This is a genomic window from Pseudoalteromonas sp. MMG013, from assembly GCF_018100885.1.
In the GTDB taxonomy this organism is placed as follows: Bacteria; Pseudomonadota; Gammaproteobacteria; order Enterobacterales; family Alteromonadaceae; genus Pseudoalteromonas; species Pseudoalteromonas aurantia.
This window is the reverse complement of the sequence record NZ_JAGJEE010000023.1, coordinates 59,361-81,129: the sequence shown is the minus strand read 5'-3', so window position 1 is coordinate 81,129 and position 21,769 is coordinate 59,361. Positions and strand designations below refer to the sequence as shown.

Genomic DNA, 21,769 nt, shown 5'->3' with positions numbered 1-21,769 from the left:
TAACGATAGATGCTAACGTCTTAATGACCGAAAAGGCATTTACTTCTTCAGCTCTTAATCATGTAGCTGGGTACCAACACACGACAGCTATAGATATTGAACTAGCTGATGCTTTTTTAGGTAAGCCGTTTGAAGCTGGAATAGATAGATTAGGTTTACCATCTAGCCTCAAAAAATTTATGTTCTCGAAAGAAAAGCCAGTTTCCATATATGCTGGTGCGGTAGGAGGGCAACTGCACACTAGAGCGCCATCTTACAATACAAAGCTTTCAGATACCCAAGGTTATCGATTAGGGGCTTCTGCTGGACTAAAGTTTCATGGTACTGGTCCTCTGCTTGTTACAGATTCACTTAGCTTTGCTCCTGAGCAAACAAGCCTATCCGTTAACTTAGGCATATTCGGTAAAACAGTTTATGCATTTAACAATCTATTTCATAAGGAATAAGTAATGAGTAGTAATTTCAATTGGGTTTCCCTTTATCAAGTTGGAGGTGTTACTGGTGAAGAATATCTATTGTTTTTCACACTGATTCTTGTTTGTCTCGGCCTCATTAAAGTTAGATTGCAATATAACTCAATGATGAAAACATGCTTTGCTCTGATGGCAACATTCTTAGTAGGGGTAATTATTAATGGTCGACTTGAATCCTTTACTTTAGAGCAAACTCTGGACTCTAGTGCCGATGTGCTTATCTTGGAAGGTAAATTAATTAAGGCTGAAAACATCAATACTTATGACCCATATATAGGCGAGAAAGTTACCATTGAAGTTGTTGAGTTATTTAGGCCTAGTCCTACCCATCACGCAACGAAGGTGGGTTGTTGGAAAGGGTATATATCTGACTCAAAAGATTTTGCCGTAGGAGATGAACTTAGATTACATTATCTTTGGCTAAAGGGAGAGGGGCCTACAGCAATGGTTGAGGGGGAAAGGCGACAGTTGGATATTCCTTGCATATTAAAAGTAGAAAAAAGAAATAACGCTTAAATATTGCAATTAAATAAATTTAAAATGACATATATGGACACTCCCAGTATGTCAAACAAAATAACTCTGGCGGGGTAGAATAAACTACCTCGTTTTTTCATTTCGTCGCTGCCACTGTTTGACGTTTGACCCAATTGCAATAAAGCGTTGCTCTGACATATATCCGGGCTTAACTGTTATTTCAGTGCCCCTAATGAGCTTCGAGCCCATACACCCTAATTTGAATACACCCAAGCGGTTTATATACCGTGCCTTTGTCGGGTTTTGTATAGGCAGGCTAGGCCTTTTTTTCATCTAACTGTAGCGAACAATGATAGGCGATTGGTAAGTGCTCTCAACACCCACTCGGGTTAAGTTACCCTTGTCATTTACGAGCTGCTTGCCAATCTAACTCTGTATTTAAACATCACCTTGAACCTGGTTGCATGAACGTATGGGTCGGTAATATTCATTTTTTTGAAGTAATATCCACATCAATCTTGCCAGGCGATGTGCCATTGCAACCGCGGCTTTATTCACCCCACGCCTTTGCTTGATGGCAGTGACCCATAGGTTCAGGTCATCGTCTTTTTTATGTGCGTGGTTTACAACAGTTCGAGCACCATGAATAAGTTGCTTTCTGAGGTATCCATCTCCACGTTTAGTAATTGTGCCCAAACGATTTGTTTCACCAGATGCATATTGCCTAGGCGTAAGGCCAAGCCAGACGCTAAAATCTTTCGCACTTTTAAATGCTTGGCCTTTATCGATGCTGGCGCTGAACGCGGAGGCAATGATAGGGCCAATCCCTGGAATTGATTGCATAATTTCTGCACTGGTGTTGTGGGTATTAGTTTGTTGGAACAAGGTATCCATGAGTTTAATTTTTTATCATAGTTTTCTAACTCTTGTTGTACCTCTAGCAACATGAGGCGAATAACAGGCTGGACATCTAGTGATAAAAGTTCATGAATATGCTTTTTGAATACAGAGTATGCTTTGGGAATGTGAAACCCAAATTCGAGAAGTAAACTTCGAGTTTGATTTATACAAGCAGTACGAGTACTGAGTAGCCTTTCTCGTATTCTATGTAGACAAAGCACAGCTTGTTGCTGTTCACTTTTAATGGGAACAAAGCGAATGTTAGGCCTTCTACTCGCTTCATATATTGCCAAACAATCATTTTTATCATTTTTGTTACCACGTACAAATGGGGTGACATGTTGTGGAGGAATTAAATTAACTCGATGACCAGAATTTAAACATGCTCTGCCCCAGTAGTGAGAGGGTGAACAAGCTTCCATAACGACTTCACAAGGCGGTAAATTAAGGATTATTTCGTGGAGTTTAACTCTAGAAACCCGCTTTGAGAAACAAGGTTTTCCGTGTTCATTAATTCCAAGAAGTTGAAATACATTTTTTGCTAAATCGATGCTTAATATACTAACGTTATTCATGATGGATGCTCCTACTAACTATCGTTATAAACACACCTTTAGTTTGGCGCATTGACGCCGATTTGGGAGTGTCCATCTCATCACCCACCCAAAGTTGTTGGTTTTTTTGATGATGTATGAAATTAGCTTACTTGATTTGTCTTGGCCTTTAGTGATTGGGAATTTTAAGTGACACCCAACCAAATTCGGCTAGCTGTTATAGTTAGCCGGTGTCTTTGGCAATGCGTTGGGGAATAGTATAGTAGGTGGAATCCAACGCTCTGAAGCTGAAACATATAACCATAACCGTTACATTGAAGCTATGAGTCAAACACTCGCTGCGGTTAGCGCGCATAAAATTGACGGGCAACTTGCAACCAATTTAAACAAGTCTACTTACGCTAAATAGCTCTGCGTCGATGCAATATATTATTCTTAAGTAAAAAGTATATTTATTAACTATTTACATTTGAAATTTTTTAGTTAGAATGCGGCGGGAAAATAAAAGGATTGTTATAAAATGTATAAAAAATTGAAGTTCTTACCGTTAGCATTGGCTTTATCAGTGGTTAGTACGAATGCATCTGCTTCTTCTTATGTCAAAGCGACACCAGCGAAGATAAACTTGAATGAATCCGTAACGATTGATTGGTCTCGCTACTACCCAAACAGATTTCCAAATCAAACCTATAACCTTTATGTATATAAACCAAATGGTCAACCAAAACATAAATATCGTAGGGGCCTAACATCGGTTAGTGATGTTCGCGGTCCAAATACCATAAGCGGTACTCAAACGGTAGAAGTTGAAGTATGTGACCAGTTTGGTCAAAATTGCTTTACGAGTTCTCATGGTCGAGTCCGATTCTCTGTTGATCACCAATGTGAATATAACGTATCTAGCAATCAGGGCGCGTATTATTGTGGCGGAACGCGTGTTACACAGTATGCACAATATCAACCTTGGCCTCTTGGCGTTAATGATTCTATGTCTGGGTTCATTTCTGTTAAAAATAGGGTTTATTGGTTATATACAAATCGTATTAATAGTGCCACAACTGAATTTGCATGGTATACAAATTGTCGTTCAGGCGGGAGTGTTGAACGAGTCACTGAGTTAGTGCGAAACACCTCATCTACCTCTGGTGGAAATTCGTTCAGTCGCATAGACAATTTCGTACCGCTTCATAATAACGATACAGCTGAGTGGTCTTACTATGACGCTTTTTGGAAAAGGTCGTACTCACGTACAGCGTCTTTCAGTAAATGTAACTAAATTCGTTTAATAACAAAGACAGTGAAGTTGCAATAACACTACACTGTCTTTGTCTTTGTCTTTGTCTTTGTCTTTAATAGAATAGAATGTAATAGCTTTACGGTAATACACCTGATATTTATTGCGCTTTTTCTAGGTTACCTCGTTATACGGTTACCGAGAAATCTCACCTCTTAAATTGTCTTGCATTAAATGCCTGACAGTTTCAATTTCTAACTGTTGGCTGAATAAATAATGCAATTTGGCGATACACGCTTCTAATGTCATATCATAGCCACTGATCACACCACAGTTGAGAAGGGCATTTCCTGTGGCATAACCGCCCATATTTACTTGACCTTGAATACATTGAGTTAAGTTTACAATGACGACGCCTCTGTCATACGCTGCTTTTAAAGCATTTAGAAATGGTGGTTGTTGTGGTGCATTGCCAACACCAAAGCTCAGTAAAATGAGTGCGCGTATATCACCGTCAAGGATATTACTGACAATATTTATATTGATCCCAGGGTAAAGATAGAGCACGCCCACAGGTTGAGGCGTGATAGGCGTCACTTGCAGTGCTTGCTCTACATAAGGACTTAACTTACCCTCTTTTAGTTTTATGTTGATCCCTGATTGTGCAAGGGGGGGCAAGTTAGGTGAAGAGAATGCGTCAAAGCCATCTGCATGTGCTTTGGTGGCGCGGTTGCCTCTGAATAGCTTATTGTTAAAGAACAAGCTGACTTCTGCAATTGGATAGTTGGCCGCCAAGTACATTGCATTTAATAGGTTCACTTGTCCATCAGAACGAAGTTGAGATAAAGGGATCTGTGAGCCTGTCACAATGACCGGTTTGGTTAGATTTTCAAACATGAAAGACAAAGCTGACGCGCTATATGCCATGGTGTCGGTACCGTGTAGCACAACGAATCCATCGTATTGATCATATTTGGCTTTAATATCATCCGCAATCAATTGCCAATGATGAGGTGACATATCAGAAGAATCGATTAACGGGCAATATTCATGAATGTCAAACAGCGGCATTTCTTCACGCGTGAACTCAGCGTTGCTTTTTACCGTTTCAGTTAAATAGCCTTCGGCAGGTATGTAACCACGGCTAGACTGCTTCATACCGATGGTACCACCGGTATAAGCGATGTATATTTTTTTTCTTTTCATATTAAAAAGCCCAGAATCGATTCTGGGCTTAGTATATCAAGTATCGCTAATTATTGCAGCGAATGATCAATATGTTATCTGGCATACTACACATTGTGTATAGATACCGTTAGGGTCATTCATTTGTGATAACGTCGTGAGATGGTGACTTAAATCAGTGCTTATATTGCCAAAGCCTTGCTCTATTAATTTTAATAAACTCGATTGTGGCGCGAGTGCACTGAGTGTATCGTGAACCATGGCTGAGCCAAAAATCTCTCTTAGTAATAACTCTTTTTCAGATAACGTTTGTTCAATAGTGATGATGTCGTAAAACTCTAAGTTTGCGAGCTTGGCAGCTGCAGAAATAGCGTCTTTTTTGTCACCTAAGTTATCAATAAGACCAAACTCTTTCGCCTGTGTTGCAGTCCAAACACGCCCTTGTGCGACTTTATCAACAGCCGATTTTTCAAGGCCTCGAGAGTTTGCCACCACACTAATGAATTTGTCATAGGCGTTTTCTACCCCAAGTTGGAGTACTTGGGCTAGTTGCGGGTTTAAACCGCGTGACAGTGAAATATCGTGTAACTCGGTAGTTGCTACACCATCAGAATAAATACCTAAATCATTTAGTGCATTCTCAAATGTCATTATTAAACCAAATACGCCAATGGACCCAGTAATTGTACTTGGTGATGCCCAAATTTCGTTTGCGGATGTGGCTATCCAATAACCGCCAGATGCAGCCACTGACCCCATCGAGGCGACAACCGGTTTCCCTGCTTCTTTAATAGCAAGTACCTCATTACGGATTATTTCAGAGGCGAACATACTGCCACCACCTGAATCAATACGGAGTACAACAGCTTTAACTTTGTCGTCAAGACGTGCTTTTTTGAGTAATGCAGCGGTTGACTCTCCGCCAATACGACCCGCTTTTTGCTTACCGTCAACAATGTTACCCCTTGCTACGATAACGGCCACTTTTTCGGTGACCGGGTTTACCATATCAACTGCTGGTGTGATGTAGTTTAGGTATTTATTGAATGATACTTGTTTGTAGCTTTTGCCTGATTTGTTTTTACCGACTAACTCAATCAGTTCTTGTTGCAATTGTTGATCGGTTTTTAATGTATCGACCCAGCCATTTGACAGTGCATACTGTGCGTAATCACCATCAACTAGCTCTATTTTTGTTAAATACTGCTCTGTTGTTTCATCAAAGTTTGACACATCAAATGATCGAGAAGCGACAATGTCTTGTTTGTATTGTGCCCAAAGTTCATTTAACCAAAGTTTACTCGCTTCTTTTGCGGGTTCAGACATGCTGTTGCGAATAAAAGGTTCAACAGCCGATTTATATGTACCCACGCGGAAAATGTGTTGCGTTACTTTTAATTTTTCCAATGCATCTTTAAAGTACAGTGGGTATGTTGCAAAACCGCGAATATCGACACCACCATATGGGTGTAGAGAAATAGAATCTGCTTTTGATGCCAGATAATACTGGCCTTGTGAATAATATGAACCATGGGCTAAAACTTGTTTACCCGACTCTTTAAAGTCTTCTATTGCAATTGCAATGCTGCGTAGTTTGTCTAAGTGCCCACCTCGCAAGCCTTTTAAATCAAGTAATAAGACTTGAATGCGGTTATCATGCTTTGCTTCATTGATCACACGTAAAACGTCATCCAATAAAATTTCTTTAGGCTGATCGTTAGAGTTGGTTGCATCATTTAATGCTGCGTCAAAGGGATCAACATATGTAAGCTCTTCAACTAACGCACCTTGTAAATTGAGTCGAAGTACGCTGCTGTCATCAATAACAACTTCATCTTTTGTACTTGATGCGCTTATCACAACGCCAACAATTATGCCTAAAAATAACAAATTCAAGACAAGGCGGCGAGAAAAGTTAAGGCCATGCCATAGCCCTTTAAAAAGTTTACCAATTAAATTCAAAATCAGACCTCAATATATAGGAGTACCTAAAATGTTCGCTATTGTGATATTACCTCAGAAAATATAAAGGTGTAACGATAAAAACGTAACGAAGTATTTATAGACGTCTAAACATCCTAAAAATGTATCAATAGCGTGAGAAACTTAGCAATAAAACGTCATTAATGGAAATAAACAATTAATTTACTTCTTAAGGTACTTGCTAATTCATGGGAAATTGATAATGTTGCACAGGTTAGACCAGTTAGCCGGGGCAGGTAATGTTAGAAAAAAAAATAGAATTAAAACACACTGAATTACGTAATCGCTTAGTTATGGGTTCAATGCACACAGGGTTAGAAGAGGGATGGCATAACCGAAAGCGTTTAAGTGCATTTTATGAGGCCAGAGCTAAAGGTGGCACTGGACTGATTATTACTGGAGGGTATAGCCCTAATATTAGAGGAAAGTTGACGCCAATTTCTTCTTCTTTTAATAGCTACTATGATGTTGTTAAACACCGAGCCTACACACGTGCAGTTCATCAGCATGGGGCTAAAATTTGTCTGCAACTTTTACATGCAGGCCGCTACGCTTATCATCCTTTTAATGTTGCACCAAGCGCAGTTAAGGCGCCCATTAATCCATATAAGCCTAAAAGCATGTCATTGAACATGATCCAAAGCACCATTAAAGCTTTCGCACATTCGGCAAAACTTGCGGAGAAAGCCGGTTATGATGGAGTGGAAGTAATGGGATCGGAAGGGTATTTGATCAATGAGTTTATGGCCAGTCATACCAATAAACGCAGTGACAAATACGGTGGTAACTTAGACAATAGAATGCGTTTAGCGATTGAGATAGTCAAAGCAGTTAGGGAAAATGTATCCGATAAGTTCATGATCATTTTTAGGCTGTCAGTGATGGATTTAATTCCGAATGGTTCAACGCCTGAAGAAGTAACAACTCAAGCAAAGGCGCTCGAGGCGGCGGGTGTGGATATTCTCAATACTGGGATAGGGTGGCACGAAGCACGTGTTCCAACGATAGCGAGCATGGTTCCACCAGGCGCATTTAAAGAAGCATCAAAGCGCTTGAAAGATGTAGTAAATATTCCTGTCATTGCTGTTAATCGCATTAATACGCCCGATATTGCCAATGATATATTACAAAATGGCGAAGCCGATTTAATTTCAATGGCTCGGCCACTATTGGCAGATCCTGAGTTTTTTAACAAATACCGCAATAATCACAGTGAACAAATTAATATTTGTATTGGCTGCAATCAAGGGTGCTTAGATCATGTTTTTAAGGGAAAGCGTGCGACATGTTTGGTAAATCCACAGGCAGGGTTTGAGCTAGATTATCCATTAGAACTCGCTGAAAAGCCGAAGGACGTATTAGTAGTCGGTGCAGGTCCAGCTGGGTTGTCGGTGAGTTACTATTTGGCAAAAAAAGGCCATAAGGTAACGTTAATTGATAAGAATACGCACCCAGGTGGTCAGTTCAATCTTGCTATGCAAATTCCGGGTAAAGAAGATTTTAAAAAGACATTGGCATTTTACTTATCAGAACTTAAACGGCTAAAGGTAAATTTGACGCTTGATACCGCATATAGCGAAGAAATGCTCAGCAAATATGATGATGTTGTGTTTGCAACCGGTGTAACGCCTCGTTTATCTCCTATACAGTGTTCAGACGGGAAACAGGTGTATGCGTACGATGAGGTAATTAGAGGTGAGGTGGAGCTTGGCGAGCGAATCGCCATTTTGGGTGCGGGTGGTATTGGGTTTGATATGGTGGCGTTTCTAACAGAAACACCCGAGCAGTCAATTGATGATTTTAAGCTGCAATGGGGAATAGAATGTGAAGCAAACCAAACCAAAGACCCTCGCAAGCTCTATATGTTAAAGCGCAGTGACGGTCGATTCGGCAGTGATTTAGGTAAAACAACGGGGTGGATACATCGACAAGTAGCAAAGCACCATGATGTTGAGCAAATTGCTGGGTGTGAATATGTTGCTTTTTCAGATAAGGGACTGTTGGTAAGTGTTAATGGCAAAGAAACTTGGCTAGAAGTTGATACTGTCATTGCGTGTATCGGACAAGTATCAAATGATAAGCTATTTAACAAAGAAGCCTTACCCGATAATCAACATGTTATCGGCGGTGCCAAATTGGCAAGCGCAATAGATGCTAAACGAGCGATTTATGAAGCGCTACAGGTTGCTAGGGTGATATAAAGATAAAACTCATACTTTTTTCTTTATTCTTGTGCAATAAAATTTTTCAAAATGCGGTCTACACTGATAACTAAGTTTTAAATATAACAATCAGAAGGCCGCACATGCTGTTACAAATTCACGCCCTTTATCAAAAAATTCTAGACAAAATACACGTTTTAGATGGGATCCCCCCGTTATTATTTCGGCTGATACTAGCCCCAATCATGATTATAGCTGGGTTCAATAAATTGAATTTAGCGAATGAGGATATAAGTTTTCCAAGTACTTTGTTGCCAGACTCAAATGTTGTGGCCTGGTTTGGCAATAGTGAGTGGGGGTTAGGATTACCGTTTCCTGACTTATTGGCATTTCTAGCAGGTTGGTCTGAATTCTTAGGTGGCTGGCTAATTTTAATCGGCCTTTTTACAAGAATTGCCGCGATTCCACTTATGTTTACAATGTTTATTGCTGCAACTACAGTGCATTGGCACAATGGCTGGTTTGCTATTGCTCCTACGAACCCTGATACAAGCGCCGCTCAAGTATTTGAGTGGTTGAACATACCAGGCGCTCAAGAAAGTTTAGATAATAGCTTAGAGGTCGGGGAGCGATTAGATAGAATAAAGGGCATTGTTAGTGAGCATGGATTCCCAGATTACTTGTATGAAAAAGGGTCGATAGCTGTACTTAACAATGGGATAGAATTTGCTGCGATTTATTTTGCGATGTTGCTTAGTCTGATATTCAGTGGTGGAGGGCGATTTGTGAGTGTTGATTTTTGGTTGAAACGTAAACTCGTCAATAAGGGTAATTAATAGGGATTTGTTAGGATATAAATAAATGATTTATATCGAGTTGTCATAGCCCAGCCACACATATAATGGTATCCTAAATAACACTCATTACTCATTAAAGGTTTGTTATCATGGATGCCATTGAACTCTTAACCACGCGCCAATCAGATAGCAATTTATCATTTCCTGGGCCATCTCAAGCACAACTAGAGATAATAAAAAAAGCAGCGTTAAAAGTGCCTGATCATGGTTCACTTAAGCCATGGCGATTTATTCTTGTTGAAGGTGATGATAGGGATAAACTGGGTGACATATATTATCAGGCCGCTGTTGAAGAGCAGCAGGAAGAGCGCATTATTAATCGTGCTAGAGAGCTTCCTCAAAGAGCGCCTATGTTAATTATTGCCATTTGCCCATTTCAAGAGCACCCAAAGGTGCCGCGTATCGAACAAATAGAAAGTGCCGCGTGCAGTGTGTTTGCTATGCAACAAGCTGCATTCGCACAGCATTTATCTGGTGTATGGCGCACTGGGTATTTTGCACAAAGCCCAAAAGTTAAAGCGCTTTTAGGTATGAAAGCAGAAGATGAGATTGTAGGGTATTTATATTTAGGTACACCTACTGTAACTTGCACTAAGCCAATTAGAAGTACACCAGAGCAGTTTTTCGAATCCCTATAATAAAAAATCACAATGGTTTGTTAGCACAAACCATTGTGTATTTTACACCACCTTCTCTGGTAATATTTTTTACGTGGAAAGTACACTGCCTACTAATTACCTCTATAATAATGCCATTACTGTAAATATGGAAAATTTGATGGCTTTACACACAATTAATCACCCTCTAGTTCAACATAAACTTGCGTTGCTTCGACAGCAAGGGATCAGCACGAAAAGCTTCCGCGAATTAGTTGCTGAAATTGGCACTTTATTAACGTATGAAGCAACAAAAGATCTCCCTTTAGAAACTCAAACAATAAAAGGGTGGGAAGGCAGTGACATTCAAGTTGCTAAGTTACATGGAAAAAAAATCACGGTTGTGCCTATATTACGAGCGGGGTTAGGCATGATGGATGGTGTTATGGAGCTAATACCAGCGGCAAAAGTAAGTGTTGTAGGATTACAACGAAACGAAGAAACGCTTGAACCGGTACCGTATTTTGAGAAGTTGGTGGGTAAAATTGATGAACGCTTGAGCTTGGTGATTGATCCGATGTTAGCAACGGGTGGTTCACTCATTGCGACGATAGATATGCTTAAAAAAGCCGGGTGTAAGAAAATAAAAGCGGTGATATTGGTTGCGGCTCCGGAAGGCGTTAATGCAACGCTCAGTGCACACCCAGATGTTGAAATATATACCGCATCGTTAGATAGTCACTTAAATGAAAAGGGATATATTGTGCCAGGACTTGGTGATGCTGGAGACAAAATTTTTGGTACGGTATAACACACCTCACTTTACTGTGCGCCACGCAGACACGGTTTGATTTTTTCATGAATCGCAGTATATAGTCCTAATGAGGCCCATTGATCACGGATCTTTTTTTTAGGCCATTATGTTCTGTAAACTTAAGTGATTTATAACGATATGATGCAAGTTGGATAAAAATATGGAATTAGTAATACCAACTGAAAAACAGTTACGTACACTTATGCTGTGGTTTGAAGATAAGCAAGCTGTTCGAGAGTGGGCTGGCCCTAGTTTTCCGTTTCCATTTAATTTTGAATCATTCAAGGAAAATTTAAACCTTAATAAAGTGTCATCTTATGTTTTGGTTGATAATAAAGAAGAGTGTTTCGCATTCGGTCAAGTTTATGAACGGCTTGGTCGGTGTCATTTAGGACGTTTAAGCGTTTCGCCACAACATAGAGGCGAAGGTATCGCCAATCATCTGATCTCGTTACTCATAAAACAAGGACGTACACTTTTTCATTTAGAAGAAGTATCTTTGTTTGTGTTAATGCATAATTTAAGTGCTATTCGTGCGTATGAAAAAGCGGGTTTTAGGTTTGCTACATACCCTGGCACAATTCCGTACAATGAATGTCTATATATGACGCTTTCTTGTCGTTAATCTGAATTTTGTAAGGCCTTACATGGACAACTTATTAGCAGTTGCGTTATTTGCTATTTCATCTTCGATTACACCTGGACCAAATAATGTATTAGTCCTTACCTCTGGTGTTAATTTTGGTGTACGTAAGAGTATGCCATTATTAATAGGGATAAGCGTCGGGTTTGCAACAATGTTGTTACTCGTTGGATTTGGGTTTGGGCAGTTGTTTGTGCTATTTCCTTCGTTACAGTTATTTATAAAGTGTGTTGGGGTTGTGTATTTAGTGTATCTGGCTTGGCTCATTGCAAAATCTAATACTGATATGCAGTCAATAACACGTGCTAAGCCTTTAACATTTATGAACGGTGCATTGTTTCAATGGGTTAATGGAAAAGCGTGGGTAGTCGCTAGCGGGGCAATAGTGGCTTTTACGAATGCAGGAGATGCGTATTTATCGCAAAATGTGTTGATTGCGTTAGTCTTTTTAGTTATTGCGTTTCCGTGTGTTGGAGTATGGCTTATGTTTGGCACTTTATTAAAGAAAACATTGCAGACTCAAAAGCATCGGCGATGTTTTAACTACATTATGGCGACGCTATTGCTGGTCTCGGTTTTGTCTGTCTGTGGTGAATTAGTTCATGATATGCGGGCTGCGATTGAATATTAACAAATCATTCAGGGGAGGCTAAATGAATTCAGCGATTGTTTTGCTTGGCAGCCCAAATAATGATGATGGTAGCCTTTCAAAGATTGCGATTTCGCGCTGTGATCACGCAGTGACTGTATTTGATGCAAAGCGAAGCCATAAGTTGTTGTGTACTGGCGGATTTGGCGATAGTTTTAATAGAACAAACATTGCACATGCTGAGTACCTGCGCAGCTATATGATTAAAAAAGGTGTGCCTAAGCAGGCCTTTTTGGAAAATGCATTGAGTCGATATACATATGAAGACGCGACATTATCGCAGCGTATCCTTAAAAAGGCTCGAATTTATCATATTATATTAGTTACCTCCGATTTTCATATGCCCCGGGCTAGCTATGTGTTTAAAAGTGTTCTAACTAATTGTAGTATTGAGATATCTTCAGCTGACAGTTTTGCACTGCCAGCGAATAAGCTCAGCCAGTTAGTGGCACATGAAGCAGCAGCAATGGAAAGAGAACAACGGAATATTCTTGCTGAAAAATCAAACTTGAGATCATAATTCACATTAATAACAAACCTTGATGAGGTTAAGGTTACAACTGTGCAGAGTCTGATGAATCAACTAAGCTTGTGCGCTGTACATTGACAGGGATACTAATCACAAAATGAGCGCCTTCGCTGTCATCAGTGCATTCTACGTCGCCTTTCATAATGTGGACGACAGAATTATAAATAATATTGAGGCCCAGTCCTAGGCTGCCTTCTCCGAGCCTAGTCGTATAAAATGGGTCAAATACTTGTTTGTGCTTTGTCTTAGGGATCCCCGAACCGTTGTCTTTGTAGTGGATCACAACTTTGTTATCATCTATATGAACGATTTGCACATCGATGCGCGGTGTGACTGTATTGCCAAAGCCGTGTTTGACGGAGTTCTCGACAAGTTGTGTGATAACTTTTAATAGCACCGACTTGTAGTTCGTTATTTCTATGTCAGCTCCATTAACATGAGACGAAAATGCGTGTTTATGAATTTTTACCAAACTTGCGATATTATCTTCTAAGAAAGGCACCAAGGTAAACGTGCTGAGTTCGCTAATTTGTAATTTTGAAGACATCATTTTAAAGCGCTGAATTAAATCAGCCGCTTTTTCAGTGTTATTTTGGCTAAGGGCTAACAATTCAGTAGAGCCGCCAATGAAATCAGCAAGCTTTTTTTGTGTAAGAGTTTGCTCCGAAAATTGGGTAGTGAGAGTGTTTACTTGGGCTTGCAGAGTCGAGTTTGCAGTGATGACTAAACCAAGAGGCGTATTGAGTTGATGTGCCATACCAGAGACCAAGGTGGTCATAGCACGCATTTTTTCTGACTCAATTAATTTGTCTTGTGTTGCTTCCAGTTGCTCTACCAATGTCTGTAATTGATGCTTGCGTTTATTTAGACGATATAAAAAAAAGCTTGAAATAAGAATTATTATTACAGCACTGATCAGCAATATGAAATCTCGTTGTTGTTGCGCACGTGCCATGGATAACGTTAACTGGTGTTGTTGTTCTAGTTGTTTAAGCGCAGTTTCTTTTGTTTGTAATTCAGTTTGCGATACCATATACGCTAACCCTATTGAGGCTTGCTTCTGTGTAAACTTTTTCGCCACAAGATTATATTTATCAAGTGCAATAAGGGCATCAGCCAATAAACCTTCTTTACGCGTCAATTTACTTTGTAACATTAACGCTTCTTGTAGCGCTGAAAATTGTTGGTATTGGTAGCCGATGTCGACCACTTCTTTAAGCATATTGATTGCTTCATCAGTTCTTTGTTGTTGTATGTATGCTTTAGCGAGCTCAAGCTTGGGTTGAATCGTTTTTGATACGGCGTTTTGCTTGCGCCAGTTATCAATTGCTTGCTTGAGGTATTTTTCACCTCGTTGGTAATCTTCTCGTTTTATGTACACACGGCCTAAATTGTAAAGTGACCATGATTCATGATATTCGTAACCATGGGTCTGACGGATCACTAAAGCTTGGGTATGAAGGTCAAGAGCTTTATCCAATTCACCTTTTAAAAATGCTGCTTCTCCAAGATTATTAAGCCCTGTGCTTTGTTGTGAAGGCTGATTTAAGGCTAATGCTGATTCATAAAACCGTTGAAAATAGTTTTGTGCTTCGTCCAATAAACCAAGTTTTAAATAAATATGGCCAATGTTGTTTTCTGTCTGATGAATAAATTCAGTACTTTGTAATAAAGGGGCTTCTTCATAAGCTTTTAAGTTATTTTCCAGTGCAAGTTCATAAAGTTCTACATTGGAAAACGCACTTGCCGAAATACTGTAGTAGCTATACAAAATACCAGGCTCTTCAATTTCTCTGGCAAGTAACCGTGCTTGAGCTAATGTATTCATTGCTTCTTTGATACGATCGGCGTTAATTTGGTACCAAGACTTTAAATATAGCAACCTGATTCGTTGAGCTGGCACCAGGCTTAAGCTGTGATGTACCATGAGTTCATCCACTTTAACAATACCAGCTAGTGGAGACTTTCTACTGGCAGTACTAATTTTTGTTCGTAGTTCACTAAATGCCTCATCTGACATCTTAGCGGTTGTAAAAAGTGGATAAAACGTCAAAAAAAGAGAAATCATAAAACCACAACATTCTTTCATTCAAGAAACCGCTTGTTGCATATACTTTTATTGAGTGTAGCTAAGATTACTCTGTTTACGAATTCGAATGGTGGGAAATACTTAATCAAAAATACGTATTTCCCACATATCAAAAAAATGAGGATAACAAATTATTGGTCAGTTTTATGGCAATGTATAATTTCTTTAACGAGAGCGTTGGCCAAGGGAGAGGCTAGGTTGTTTTTTGACGTTATCATCACAACAGGGATCTGATATGAGTATCGACTAGGTAGAATAGGTTTAAATAGCCCTTTGTCTACCCAATAACTGGCGTAATGCTCTGGTAAATAGCCTATAAAATCACCTGATAGGATCAAATGCGCAATACCTTCGTCGTGATAGGCAATAGCCGTACTTTGGTAGTTGAGACCATCATTTCTTGTTTCTTTATCTCGTGTATAGTTACTGGTAATAACCTCTGCATTTTGCAGGTGCCGTTCAACATCTGATGGGTTGCAAGCAAAAAGAGGGTGGCCAACACCGCAATATAAATAGTTATTCTCGTTATACAGTGGATGGTAATCGAGACCCCTTATATGATGCCTGCTGACGCCAAGCCCGACTAAAGAACGCCCATTCATGACAGATGTTTCGACTTCTTTGGCCTCACACACATTGATATCAAATTGGATATGTTCACTTTGCGCTCTCAGCGCTGAAATAGCGCGTGCAACCCCACAGCGTGGATCGCTCACCATAGTGTCTATCGTAGCAATAGTGACTCTACCAGACAGTTCATTTTTCGAACTCGCAATAGTGGTGGTAAAAGCCTCACACTGTTGCAGGAGCTCAAGCGATGCTTGATATGTGACTCTGCCAGGTTCGGTTAATTCAAAGCCGCTTCTGCCTCTTTTACACAGCTTGATCCCAAGGCGAACTTCTAGGTCTGATAAATGCGAACTGATAGTGGAACGGCCAATATTTAAACGTGATTCGGCAGCTGATAAGCCGCCACACTCAACAATTGCAACGAATATTCTTAGCAATCTTAAATCAACGTCATGAACTTGCACTTTATCTCGCTTAATAAGTTTGGTAATACCGGAATGAATACCGATTATTATGCATTTATGAAACATCAAGAGCAAGCTAGGATAACGTTATTATCAGTATAAAAGTACATAAGAAGTTGATTTTGGAGAGTGAAATGACGTTTAAGTATGGTGTAGATCGCCTTAATGTAGATATTGTAAATGCAATCGCAGATGGCAGTGTTAAAGCACATTTATGTCAAGAAGCATTAGATAAAGTAAATAAAAGTAGACAAAACGTCGACAAAATGGCGAACTCTGATAAAGCAATTTATGGTATCAACACCGGGTTTGGTCCTTTATGTGATACACAGATCTCTCCAGAAGAAACCCACTTATTGCAGAAAAATTTACTGATCACCCATGCTGTTGGGGTTGGTGAACCAATCGCTAAACCAATATCTAAATTAATGTTGATTACCAAAGTTCATGCTTTAAGTCAGGGGTTTTCTGGGATCCGCCTTGAAGTAATACAAAGAATGCTGGCATTTATCGATCTTGATCTCATTCCTGTGGTACCAGAGCAGGGTTCAGTTGGTGCATCTGGTGATTTAGCACCTTTATCGCACTTGTTTTTACCGCTTATTGGTGAAGGAGAGTTTTGGCAAAATGGGGAAGTTGTCCCAGCGGCACCTTTGTTGCGTGAGCACGGTTTAGCGCCGCTTGAGCTGCATGCAAAAGAAGGGTTAGCGCTCATTAATGGTACTCAATTCATTTTGTCGCATGCGATTACTGCATTAACAAAAATGGGGTATTTGCTCGATCTTGCTGATGTCACGGGTGCTATGAGTATTGAAGGTATGCAAGGCAGTGAATCGCCATTTAGAGCTGAGCTACATGAAATTCGTGCATTTGTAGGTAATGTTGAAGTTGCTGCTCGTATGAGACGCTTTTTCAAAAACTCGGAAAATATGGCTGCTCACCAAGGCTGTGAGCGTGTTCAAGACCCTTATTCATTGCGTTGTATCCCTCAGGTGCATGGTGCATCGCGTAATGCGTACTACCATTTGAAAGAGTTGGCTGAAATTGAAATGAACTCAGTGACAGATAACCCTATCGTTGTCAGTGCAGAAGAAGCGATCTCTGGGGGAGGGTTCCACGGTCAGCCGTTAGCTATGGTATTAGATTACGCATCAATAGCAGCTGCTGAGTTAGGCAATATTTCTGATAGACGTTGTTATTTGCTTTTAGAGGGGCTGCACGGCTTACCTCGGTTACTCACTAGTTCTGGCGGGTTGAATTCAGGAATGATGATCCCTCAATATGCAACTGCAGCACTTGTAACCGAAAATAAGTCTTTATGTTTCCCACCGTCGGCGGACAGTGTGCCTACCTCTATGGGTCAAGAAGATCATGTGTCTATGGGGAGTATTTCCGGTAGAAAGCTCAACCAAATTTTAGGTAACATTGAAAAAATCTTCGCCATTGAGTTGATGTATGCTGCCCAAGCTATTGAGTTCAGACGACCAAATAAGTGCTCTGAATTAATTGAGCAAAATTTAAAAGTGATTAGAGCTAAAGTTGCAAAACTTGAAGAAGATAGGCTATTAAAGCCTGATATTGATGCCATGATAACATTGGTTAAGTCACAAGCGTTTACAGTAAATTAAGAGGGAGTTGTGATGAATTTTCAAGAACAGATAAAACAAGGTATTCCATCTGAATTACCGGCTGCTAAACCTTATCCCGCTGATGCGAATCGCGCACCAAAACGTAAAGATATTTTGAGTGTGGATGAGAAACAGTTAGCAATTAGAAATGCGTTACGTTACTTCCCCAAAGCATGGCATCAAGAGTTGGCGGTAGAATTTGCACAAGAATTAAATGACTTCGGTCGTATCTATATGTATCGCTTTAAACCAAATTATGATCTGAGAGCTCGTTCTGTGTCTGAGTATCCAGCACAATGTGAACAAGCAGCAGCGATAATGCTTATGGTTGAAAATAACCTAGACCCAGCTGTTGCGCAGCACCCAGAAGAATTAATAACTTATGGTGGAAATGGCGCAGTTTTTCAAAACTGGGCTCAATATTTATTAGCGATGAAATACTTAAGTGAAATGCACTCGGATCAAACGTTGCATATTTACTCAGGTCACCCAATGGGGCTGTTTCCATCATCAGAAGATGCACCACGTGTAGTTGTTACAAATGGCATGATGATCCCTAACTACTCTAAGCCTGATGATTGGGAGAAGTTCAACGCTTTAGGTGTAACACAATATGGTCAAATGACTGCTGGCTCATTCATGTATATTGGGCCTCAGGGTATTGTACACGGAACAACAATTACGGTTATGAATGCGTTCCGTAAAGTACTCAACAAAGGTGAAAGCTCTCAAGGGAAAATATTTCTTACCGCAGGATTAGGTGGCATGAGTGGTGCACAACCTAAAGCCGGTAATATCGCCAAATGTATCACCGTTTGTGCAGAAGTGAACCCTAAAGCAGCAATCAAGCGTCATCAACAAGGCTGGGTTGATGAGCTAATTGATAATATGGATGATCTGATCTCACGTTTAAAAGTGGCTCAAGCAAATGAAGAAGTCGTCTCCATTGCTTATATAGGGAATGTGGTTGATGTATGGGAAGCATTTGATGAACATAACATCTTCGTTCATTTAGGATCTGACCAGACATCATTGCATAACCCATGGTCAGGTGGTTATTACCCTGTAGATATTAGTTATGAAGAGTCAAATAGGTTAATCAGAGAAGAACCTGAGCTGTTTAAAGTTAAAGTGCAACAGACCCTCAAACGCCACGCAGATGCGGTCAACAAGCATACTGCAAAAGGCACCTACTTTTTTGACTATGGCAATGCATTTTTACTTGAGTCATCACGAGCGGGTGGTGATGTTATGGCTGACAATGGTATTGATTTTAAATATCCGTCTTACGTACAGGATATCCTGGGGCCAATGTGTTTTGACTATGGATTTGGACCATTTCGCTGGGTATGTGCATCCGGGAAGCCTGAAGATTTAGATAAAACTGATGCAATTGCCGCGCAGGTTTTGAATAAAATCATGGCAGAGTCTCCTGAAGAAATTCAGCAGCAAATGCAGGATAATATTACGTGGATCAACGATGCGAAGCAAAATAAGCTCGTGGTTGGCTCTCAAGCACGTATTCTTTATGCGGATGCACAAGGGCGAATGGAAATCGCTAAAGCGTTTAATGACGCAATAAGCCGAGGTGATATTGGCCCCGTTGTATTAGGACGTGATCATCATGATGTTAGTGGCACAGATTCACCATTTCGTGAAACATCTAATATTTATGATGGTAGCCGATTTACCGCTGATATGGCCATTCACAATGTGATTGGTGATAGTTTCCGTGGTGCAACTTGGGTGTCGATTCATAACGGGGGTGGCGTTGGCTGGGGAGAAGTAACTAACGGCGGCTTTGGTATGTTGTTAGATGGTACTGATAGTGCTGAACGTCGGCTAAAATCTATGCTGTTATTTGATGTAAATAATGGCATAGCGCGTCGCAGTTGGGCGCGTAATGAAGAGGCTAATTTTGCGATTAAGCGTGAAATGGCTCGTACACCTAAGTTAAAGGTGACGCTAGCAAACTTAGTGGATGACGATATTTTAAGTAATTTGTCACTCTAATTATTGCATCAAATTGTTCGGGTGCCTGCTTAAATTAAATCAGGCACCCGCTATCGAGTTAGATTTAAGTTAGTTCATTGATACCTTCCTATTGCCTACGATTTAATGCCCCGTAATTACTGTGTGTTTCGCTAGCTGTCTTTCTGTGCAATTATACAAATGAGCACATTATTCAATGGATAACCCTTTATCTTTATACCCTGATTATAATGGGTTAATGTAATTTTTGTGGTGAGTAAGCTTCTATCCTGAATAGTATAGCAATCAAAACGACGTGACTTTCAGCGTGTCAAAGCGTATTTATATACATATTAATTCGGTAACTAAGGGCATTTATGATGAAAATTGTTAATGTATTAGAGGTTTTATCGTCAAAGAATGAAGGCGTATTTATTCCAATGCTGCCTTTTAACGCTTCTTCGTTTAGTACGTGTGATATTACTGGCGAGTCACCGGTTTGGGAGATGCATCCAGATACGGATGAGTTTTTTTATATCATTGATGGAGAATTTGAAATGACCGTATTAAGGGAGGGTGTGTCATCAACGTATGTTGCCCACAGCGGAGATGCGTTTGTTGTCCCTAAGGGAGTATGGCACAAGCCCTCTGCAAATAAAGGCTGTAAGTTCATTTATCACACACCAGGGCAATCAGTACACAGTGAAAACCCCGAGGAATAAAGCCAGTAGTACGTTACGCTACTAACTTTATTAAGTTGAACTGACCGAATTTACATTAACCAATATAACCCATAGCCCACTAGAAGCGCAGGGATAGCGGAATAGCAGGTTGCCAGAATCGCGGCTTTTGGCGCCATTGCAATCGCAGGAAATAGCGCGTCGCCATCGTTTGAGATTGCATTTCCTGCTAAGGCACTAAATGGAATGATACCTTGAATATAGAGCGTAGTGACCACGATTTGTGGGCCACACCCAGGTAGTAATCCAATAAGAACAGCAATAAGCGGGGCGAATACGGCAAACTCACTGAACCATTGTTTTAAATCAAGGCCAAACAGTGTCACTGCGAGTTCATATAGCATAAAGCTGGCAACCACCCATGCAGTTACAAAGTGTGTATCTTGTAGTACTCTGGCAAACTTGGAAGGAGGCTCAAATTCTTCATCTTCTGCGGTAATTTGTTTATAAGTTTTCCCCTCTGATGATAGCGCCCACACAAGCACAGCAAAAATCGCCATAACCGCGCCAATCAGTGTAATTGATGCTTCAAATACTCCTAGATCAACGTTAAAGGCAATTAAAAAAGCAATTACAAGGCTTGGCAACAGGGCAATCTTCCAGACTTTTGTGCTGGCTATGACTACGTTACTTGGCTTAGCACAATGTGGATTATTGGCTTCTTGTGCATCGGGTTGGCAAAACTCTTGTTTATGTATTGCACTGACAATTAAGCCACTGATAACCCCTACACCTACACCTATCCCAATTATCAATAATCCTTCGAGCGGTTTTTTTGCTAATAATAAAAATGCAGCGTCGCCCATTGTTGCGGTAAGTACAGCGACTACCGATGCGAAACTCGCTTGACGTTTTGTAAACTGAGTGACAACAATAATAGCACCACCACACCCAGGCAATGCGCCAAGAATTGCCGCGAATACTATCTCAAGAGTTGGAGACTTTGCTTTTAAGTAACTCAATTCTAGTTGGGGCAACTTATCTACAAGGTAATAGTATATGAAAAGCGTACCAGCTACGAATGCGGTTACTTGAAAAAACGCATCCGCTAGCGTTGGAAGTGTTATAGCTCTAATAGGCTCGTACGCTAACGCTAAACCGAGAAGCAATGGCAATAACAAACGTTTGTTAGTTAGTTGGGTACTTAGTAAATGCACTAAGCGGGAAGGAAAATTTACGGACTGTGAGAGCATAAAGTGCAACCGGTTGATAAACTCAGTTGCACTTTAGTTTTTTTCTAAATGAAAAGCA

Annotated in this window: 18 protein-coding genes and 1 pseudogene; 13 read left to right on the top strand and 6 right to left on the bottom strand. The window is 40.3% G+C overall.

Translation table 11 applies throughout. The features are described 5' to 3' along the window. Both J8L98_RS18030 and J8L98_RS18025 read left to right on the top strand, forming a co-directional pair. The coding region (locus J8L98_RS18030; protein WP_210997575.1) for a hypothetical protein at positions 1-446 on the top strand (446 nt) is incomplete at its 5' end. A 3-nt stretch (positions 447-449) separates the two neighbouring features. Then, on the top strand, positions 450-989 hold the full coding sequence (locus J8L98_RS18025) for a hypothetical protein (RefSeq protein WP_210997574.1): 540 nt from the start codon (positions 450-452) through the stop codon (positions 987-989). A 399-nt stretch (positions 990-1,388) separates the two neighbouring features. On the opposite strand, the pseudogene J8L98_RS18020 reads toward J8L98_RS18025, so the two are convergent. Beyond that, a pseudogene (locus tag J8L98_RS18020) lies at positions 1,389-2,425 on the bottom strand (IS110 family transposase). A gap of 499 nt (positions 2,426-2,924) precedes the next feature. Between J8L98_RS18020 and J8L98_RS18015 the strand changes: the two are divergent. Continuing rightward, complete coding sequence (locus tag J8L98_RS18015; protein WP_210997573.1) at positions 2,925-3,680, top strand: hypothetical protein; 756 nt, start codon at positions 2,925-2,927, stop codon at positions 3,678-3,680. Between the two features lie 153 nt (positions 3,681-3,833). Here J8L98_RS18015 and ansA read toward each other — a convergent pair whose 3' ends face one another. Beyond that, positions 3,834-4,844, bottom strand: coding sequence for an asparaginase (gene ansA / locus J8L98_RS18010; protein ID WP_210997572.1), 1,011 nt, complete (start codon positions 4,842-4,844; stop codon positions 3,834-3,836). Between the two features lie 66 nt (positions 4,845-4,910). Further along, on the bottom strand, positions 4,911-6,785 hold the full coding sequence (gene sppA, locus J8L98_RS18005) for a signal peptide peptidase SppA (protein ID WP_210997571.1): 1,875 nt from the start codon (positions 6,783-6,785) through the stop codon (positions 4,911-4,913). A 260-nt stretch (positions 6,786-7,045) separates the two neighbouring features. On the opposite strand from sppA, the gene J8L98_RS18000 reads away from it, so the two are divergent. The 7 genes from J8L98_RS18000 (at position 7,046) to J8L98_RS17970 (ending at position 13,047) form a co-directional block, all read left to right on the top strand. After that, positions 7,046-9,007 (top strand): NADPH-dependent 2,4-dienoyl-CoA reductase, encoded by a 1,962-nt coding sequence (locus J8L98_RS18000; protein WP_210997570.1) that lies wholly within the window; start codon positions 7,046-7,048, stop codon positions 9,005-9,007. Positions 9,008-9,111: 104 nt separating this feature from the next. Beyond that, complete coding sequence (locus J8L98_RS17995; RefSeq protein ID WP_210997569.1) at positions 9,112-9,804, top strand: DoxX family protein; 693 nt, start codon at positions 9,112-9,114, stop codon at positions 9,802-9,804. A gap of 110 nt (positions 9,805-9,914) precedes the next feature. Next, positions 9,915-10,463, top strand: coding sequence for an NAD(P)H nitroreductase (locus tag J8L98_RS17990; protein WP_210997568.1), 549 nt, complete (start codon positions 9,915-9,917; stop codon positions 10,461-10,463). Positions 10,464-10,602: 139 nt separating this feature from the next. Then, positions 10,603-11,232, top strand: a complete 630-nt coding sequence (gene upp, locus J8L98_RS17985; RefSeq protein ID WP_210997567.1) for a uracil phosphoribosyltransferase — start codon at positions 10,603-10,605, stop codon at positions 11,230-11,232. Positions 11,233-11,395: 163 nt separating this feature from the next. Further along, on the top strand, positions 11,396-11,860 hold the full coding sequence (locus J8L98_RS17980) for a GNAT family N-acetyltransferase (RefSeq protein WP_210997566.1): 465 nt from the start codon (positions 11,396-11,398) through the stop codon (positions 11,858-11,860). Between the two features lie 22 nt (positions 11,861-11,882). Next, positions 11,883-12,509 (top strand): LysE family translocator, encoded by a 627-nt coding sequence (locus J8L98_RS17975; RefSeq protein WP_210997565.1) that lies wholly within the window; start codon positions 11,883-11,885, stop codon positions 12,507-12,509. 22 nt (positions 12,510-12,531) lie between these two features. Further along, complete coding sequence (locus tag J8L98_RS17970; protein ID WP_210997564.1) at positions 12,532-13,047, top strand: YdcF family protein; 516 nt, start codon at positions 12,532-12,534, stop codon at positions 13,045-13,047. 34 nt (positions 13,048-13,081) lie between these two features. On the opposite strand, the gene J8L98_RS17965 is transcribed toward J8L98_RS17970, so the two are convergent. Both J8L98_RS17965 and J8L98_RS17960 read right to left on the bottom strand, forming a co-directional pair. After that, entirely contained in the window at positions 13,082-15,124 is a 2,043-nt protein-coding gene (locus J8L98_RS17965; protein WP_210997563.1) for a tetratricopeptide repeat protein, read from the bottom strand. 152 nt (positions 15,125-15,276) lie between these two features. Next, positions 15,277-16,179 carry a LysR family transcriptional regulator gene (locus J8L98_RS17960; protein ID WP_210997576.1) on the bottom strand — a complete coding sequence of 301 codons (903 nt, stop codon included), beginning with the start codon at positions 16,177-16,179 and terminating at the stop codon, positions 15,277-15,279. Positions 16,180-16,313: 134 nt separating this feature from the next. On the opposite strand from J8L98_RS17960, the gene hutH reads away from it, so the two are divergent. From hutH to J8L98_RS17945, 3 genes are all read left to right on the top strand, one after another. Then, entirely contained in the window at positions 16,314-17,807 is a 1,494-nt protein-coding gene (gene hutH / locus J8L98_RS17955) for a histidine ammonia-lyase (protein ID WP_192507507.1), read from the top strand. A gap of 12 nt (positions 17,808-17,819) precedes the next feature. Next, on the top strand, positions 17,820-19,820 hold the full coding sequence (locus J8L98_RS17950; RefSeq protein WP_210997562.1) for a urocanate hydratase: 2,001 nt from the start codon (positions 17,820-17,822) through the stop codon (positions 19,818-19,820). Between the two features lie 335 nt (positions 19,821-20,155). Beyond that, positions 20,156-20,500 (top strand): cupin domain-containing protein, encoded by a 345-nt coding sequence (locus J8L98_RS17945; protein ID WP_210997561.1) that lies wholly within the window; start codon positions 20,156-20,158, stop codon positions 20,498-20,500. Between the two features lie 50 nt (positions 20,501-20,550). Here the strand turns inward: J8L98_RS17945 and J8L98_RS17940 are convergent, their stop codons facing one another. Beyond that, positions 20,551-21,711, bottom strand: coding sequence for a putative manganese transporter (locus J8L98_RS17940; protein WP_210997560.1), 1,161 nt, complete (start codon positions 21,709-21,711; stop codon positions 20,551-20,553). Between the last annotated feature and the right edge of the window lie 58 nt (positions 21,712-21,769).

Excerpts from the sequence above, each read along its gene's own strand:
- J8L98_RS18025 (WP_210997574.1), top strand. The coding sequence starts at position 450 with ATGAGTAGTAATTTCAATTGGGTTTCCCTTTATCAAGTTGGAGGTGTT.
- J8L98_RS18015 (WP_210997573.1), top strand. The coding sequence starts at position 2,925 with ATGTATAAAAAATTGAAGTTCTTACCGTTAGCATTGGCTTTATCAGTG.
- ansA (WP_210997572.1), bottom strand. The coding sequence starts at position 4,844 with ATGAAAAGAAAAAAAATATACATCGCTTATACCGGTGGTACCATCGGT.
- J8L98_RS18000 (WP_210997570.1), top strand. The coding sequence starts at position 7,046 with ATGTTAGAAAAAAAAATAGAATTAAAACACACTGAATTACGTAATCGC.
- J8L98_RS17995 (WP_210997569.1), top strand. The coding sequence starts at position 9,112 with ATGCTGTTACAAATTCACGCCCTTTATCAAAAAATTCTAGACAAAATA.
- J8L98_RS17990 (WP_210997568.1), top strand. The coding sequence starts at position 9,915 with ATGGATGCCATTGAACTCTTAACCACGCGCCAATCAGATAGCAATTTA.
- upp (WP_210997567.1), top strand. The coding sequence starts at position 10,603 with ATGGCTTTACACACAATTAATCACCCTCTAGTTCAACATAAACTTGCG.
- J8L98_RS17980 (WP_210997566.1), top strand. The coding sequence starts at position 11,396 with ATGGAATTAGTAATACCAACTGAAAAACAGTTACGTACACTTATGCTG.
- J8L98_RS17975 (WP_210997565.1), top strand. The coding sequence starts at position 11,883 with ATGGACAACTTATTAGCAGTTGCGTTATTTGCTATTTCATCTTCGATT.
- J8L98_RS17970 (WP_210997564.1), top strand. The coding sequence starts at position 12,532 with ATGAATTCAGCGATTGTTTTGCTTGGCAGCCCAAATAATGATGATGGT.
- J8L98_RS17965 (WP_210997563.1), bottom strand. The coding sequence starts at position 15,124 with ATGATTTCTCTTTTTTTGACGTTTTATCCACTTTTTACAACCGCTAAG.
- hutH (WP_192507507.1), top strand. The coding sequence starts at position 16,314 with ATGACGTTTAAGTATGGTGTAGATCGCCTTAATGTAGATATTGTAAAT.
- J8L98_RS17950 (WP_210997562.1), top strand. The coding sequence starts at position 17,820 with ATGAATTTTCAAGAACAGATAAAACAAGGTATTCCATCTGAATTACCG.
- J8L98_RS17945 (WP_210997561.1), top strand. The coding sequence starts at position 20,156 with ATGATGAAAATTGTTAATGTATTAGAGGTTTTATCGTCAAAGAATGAA.
- J8L98_RS17940 (WP_210997560.1), bottom strand. The coding sequence starts at position 21,711 with ATGCTCTCACAGTCCGTAAATTTTCCTTCCCGCTTAGTGCATTTACTA.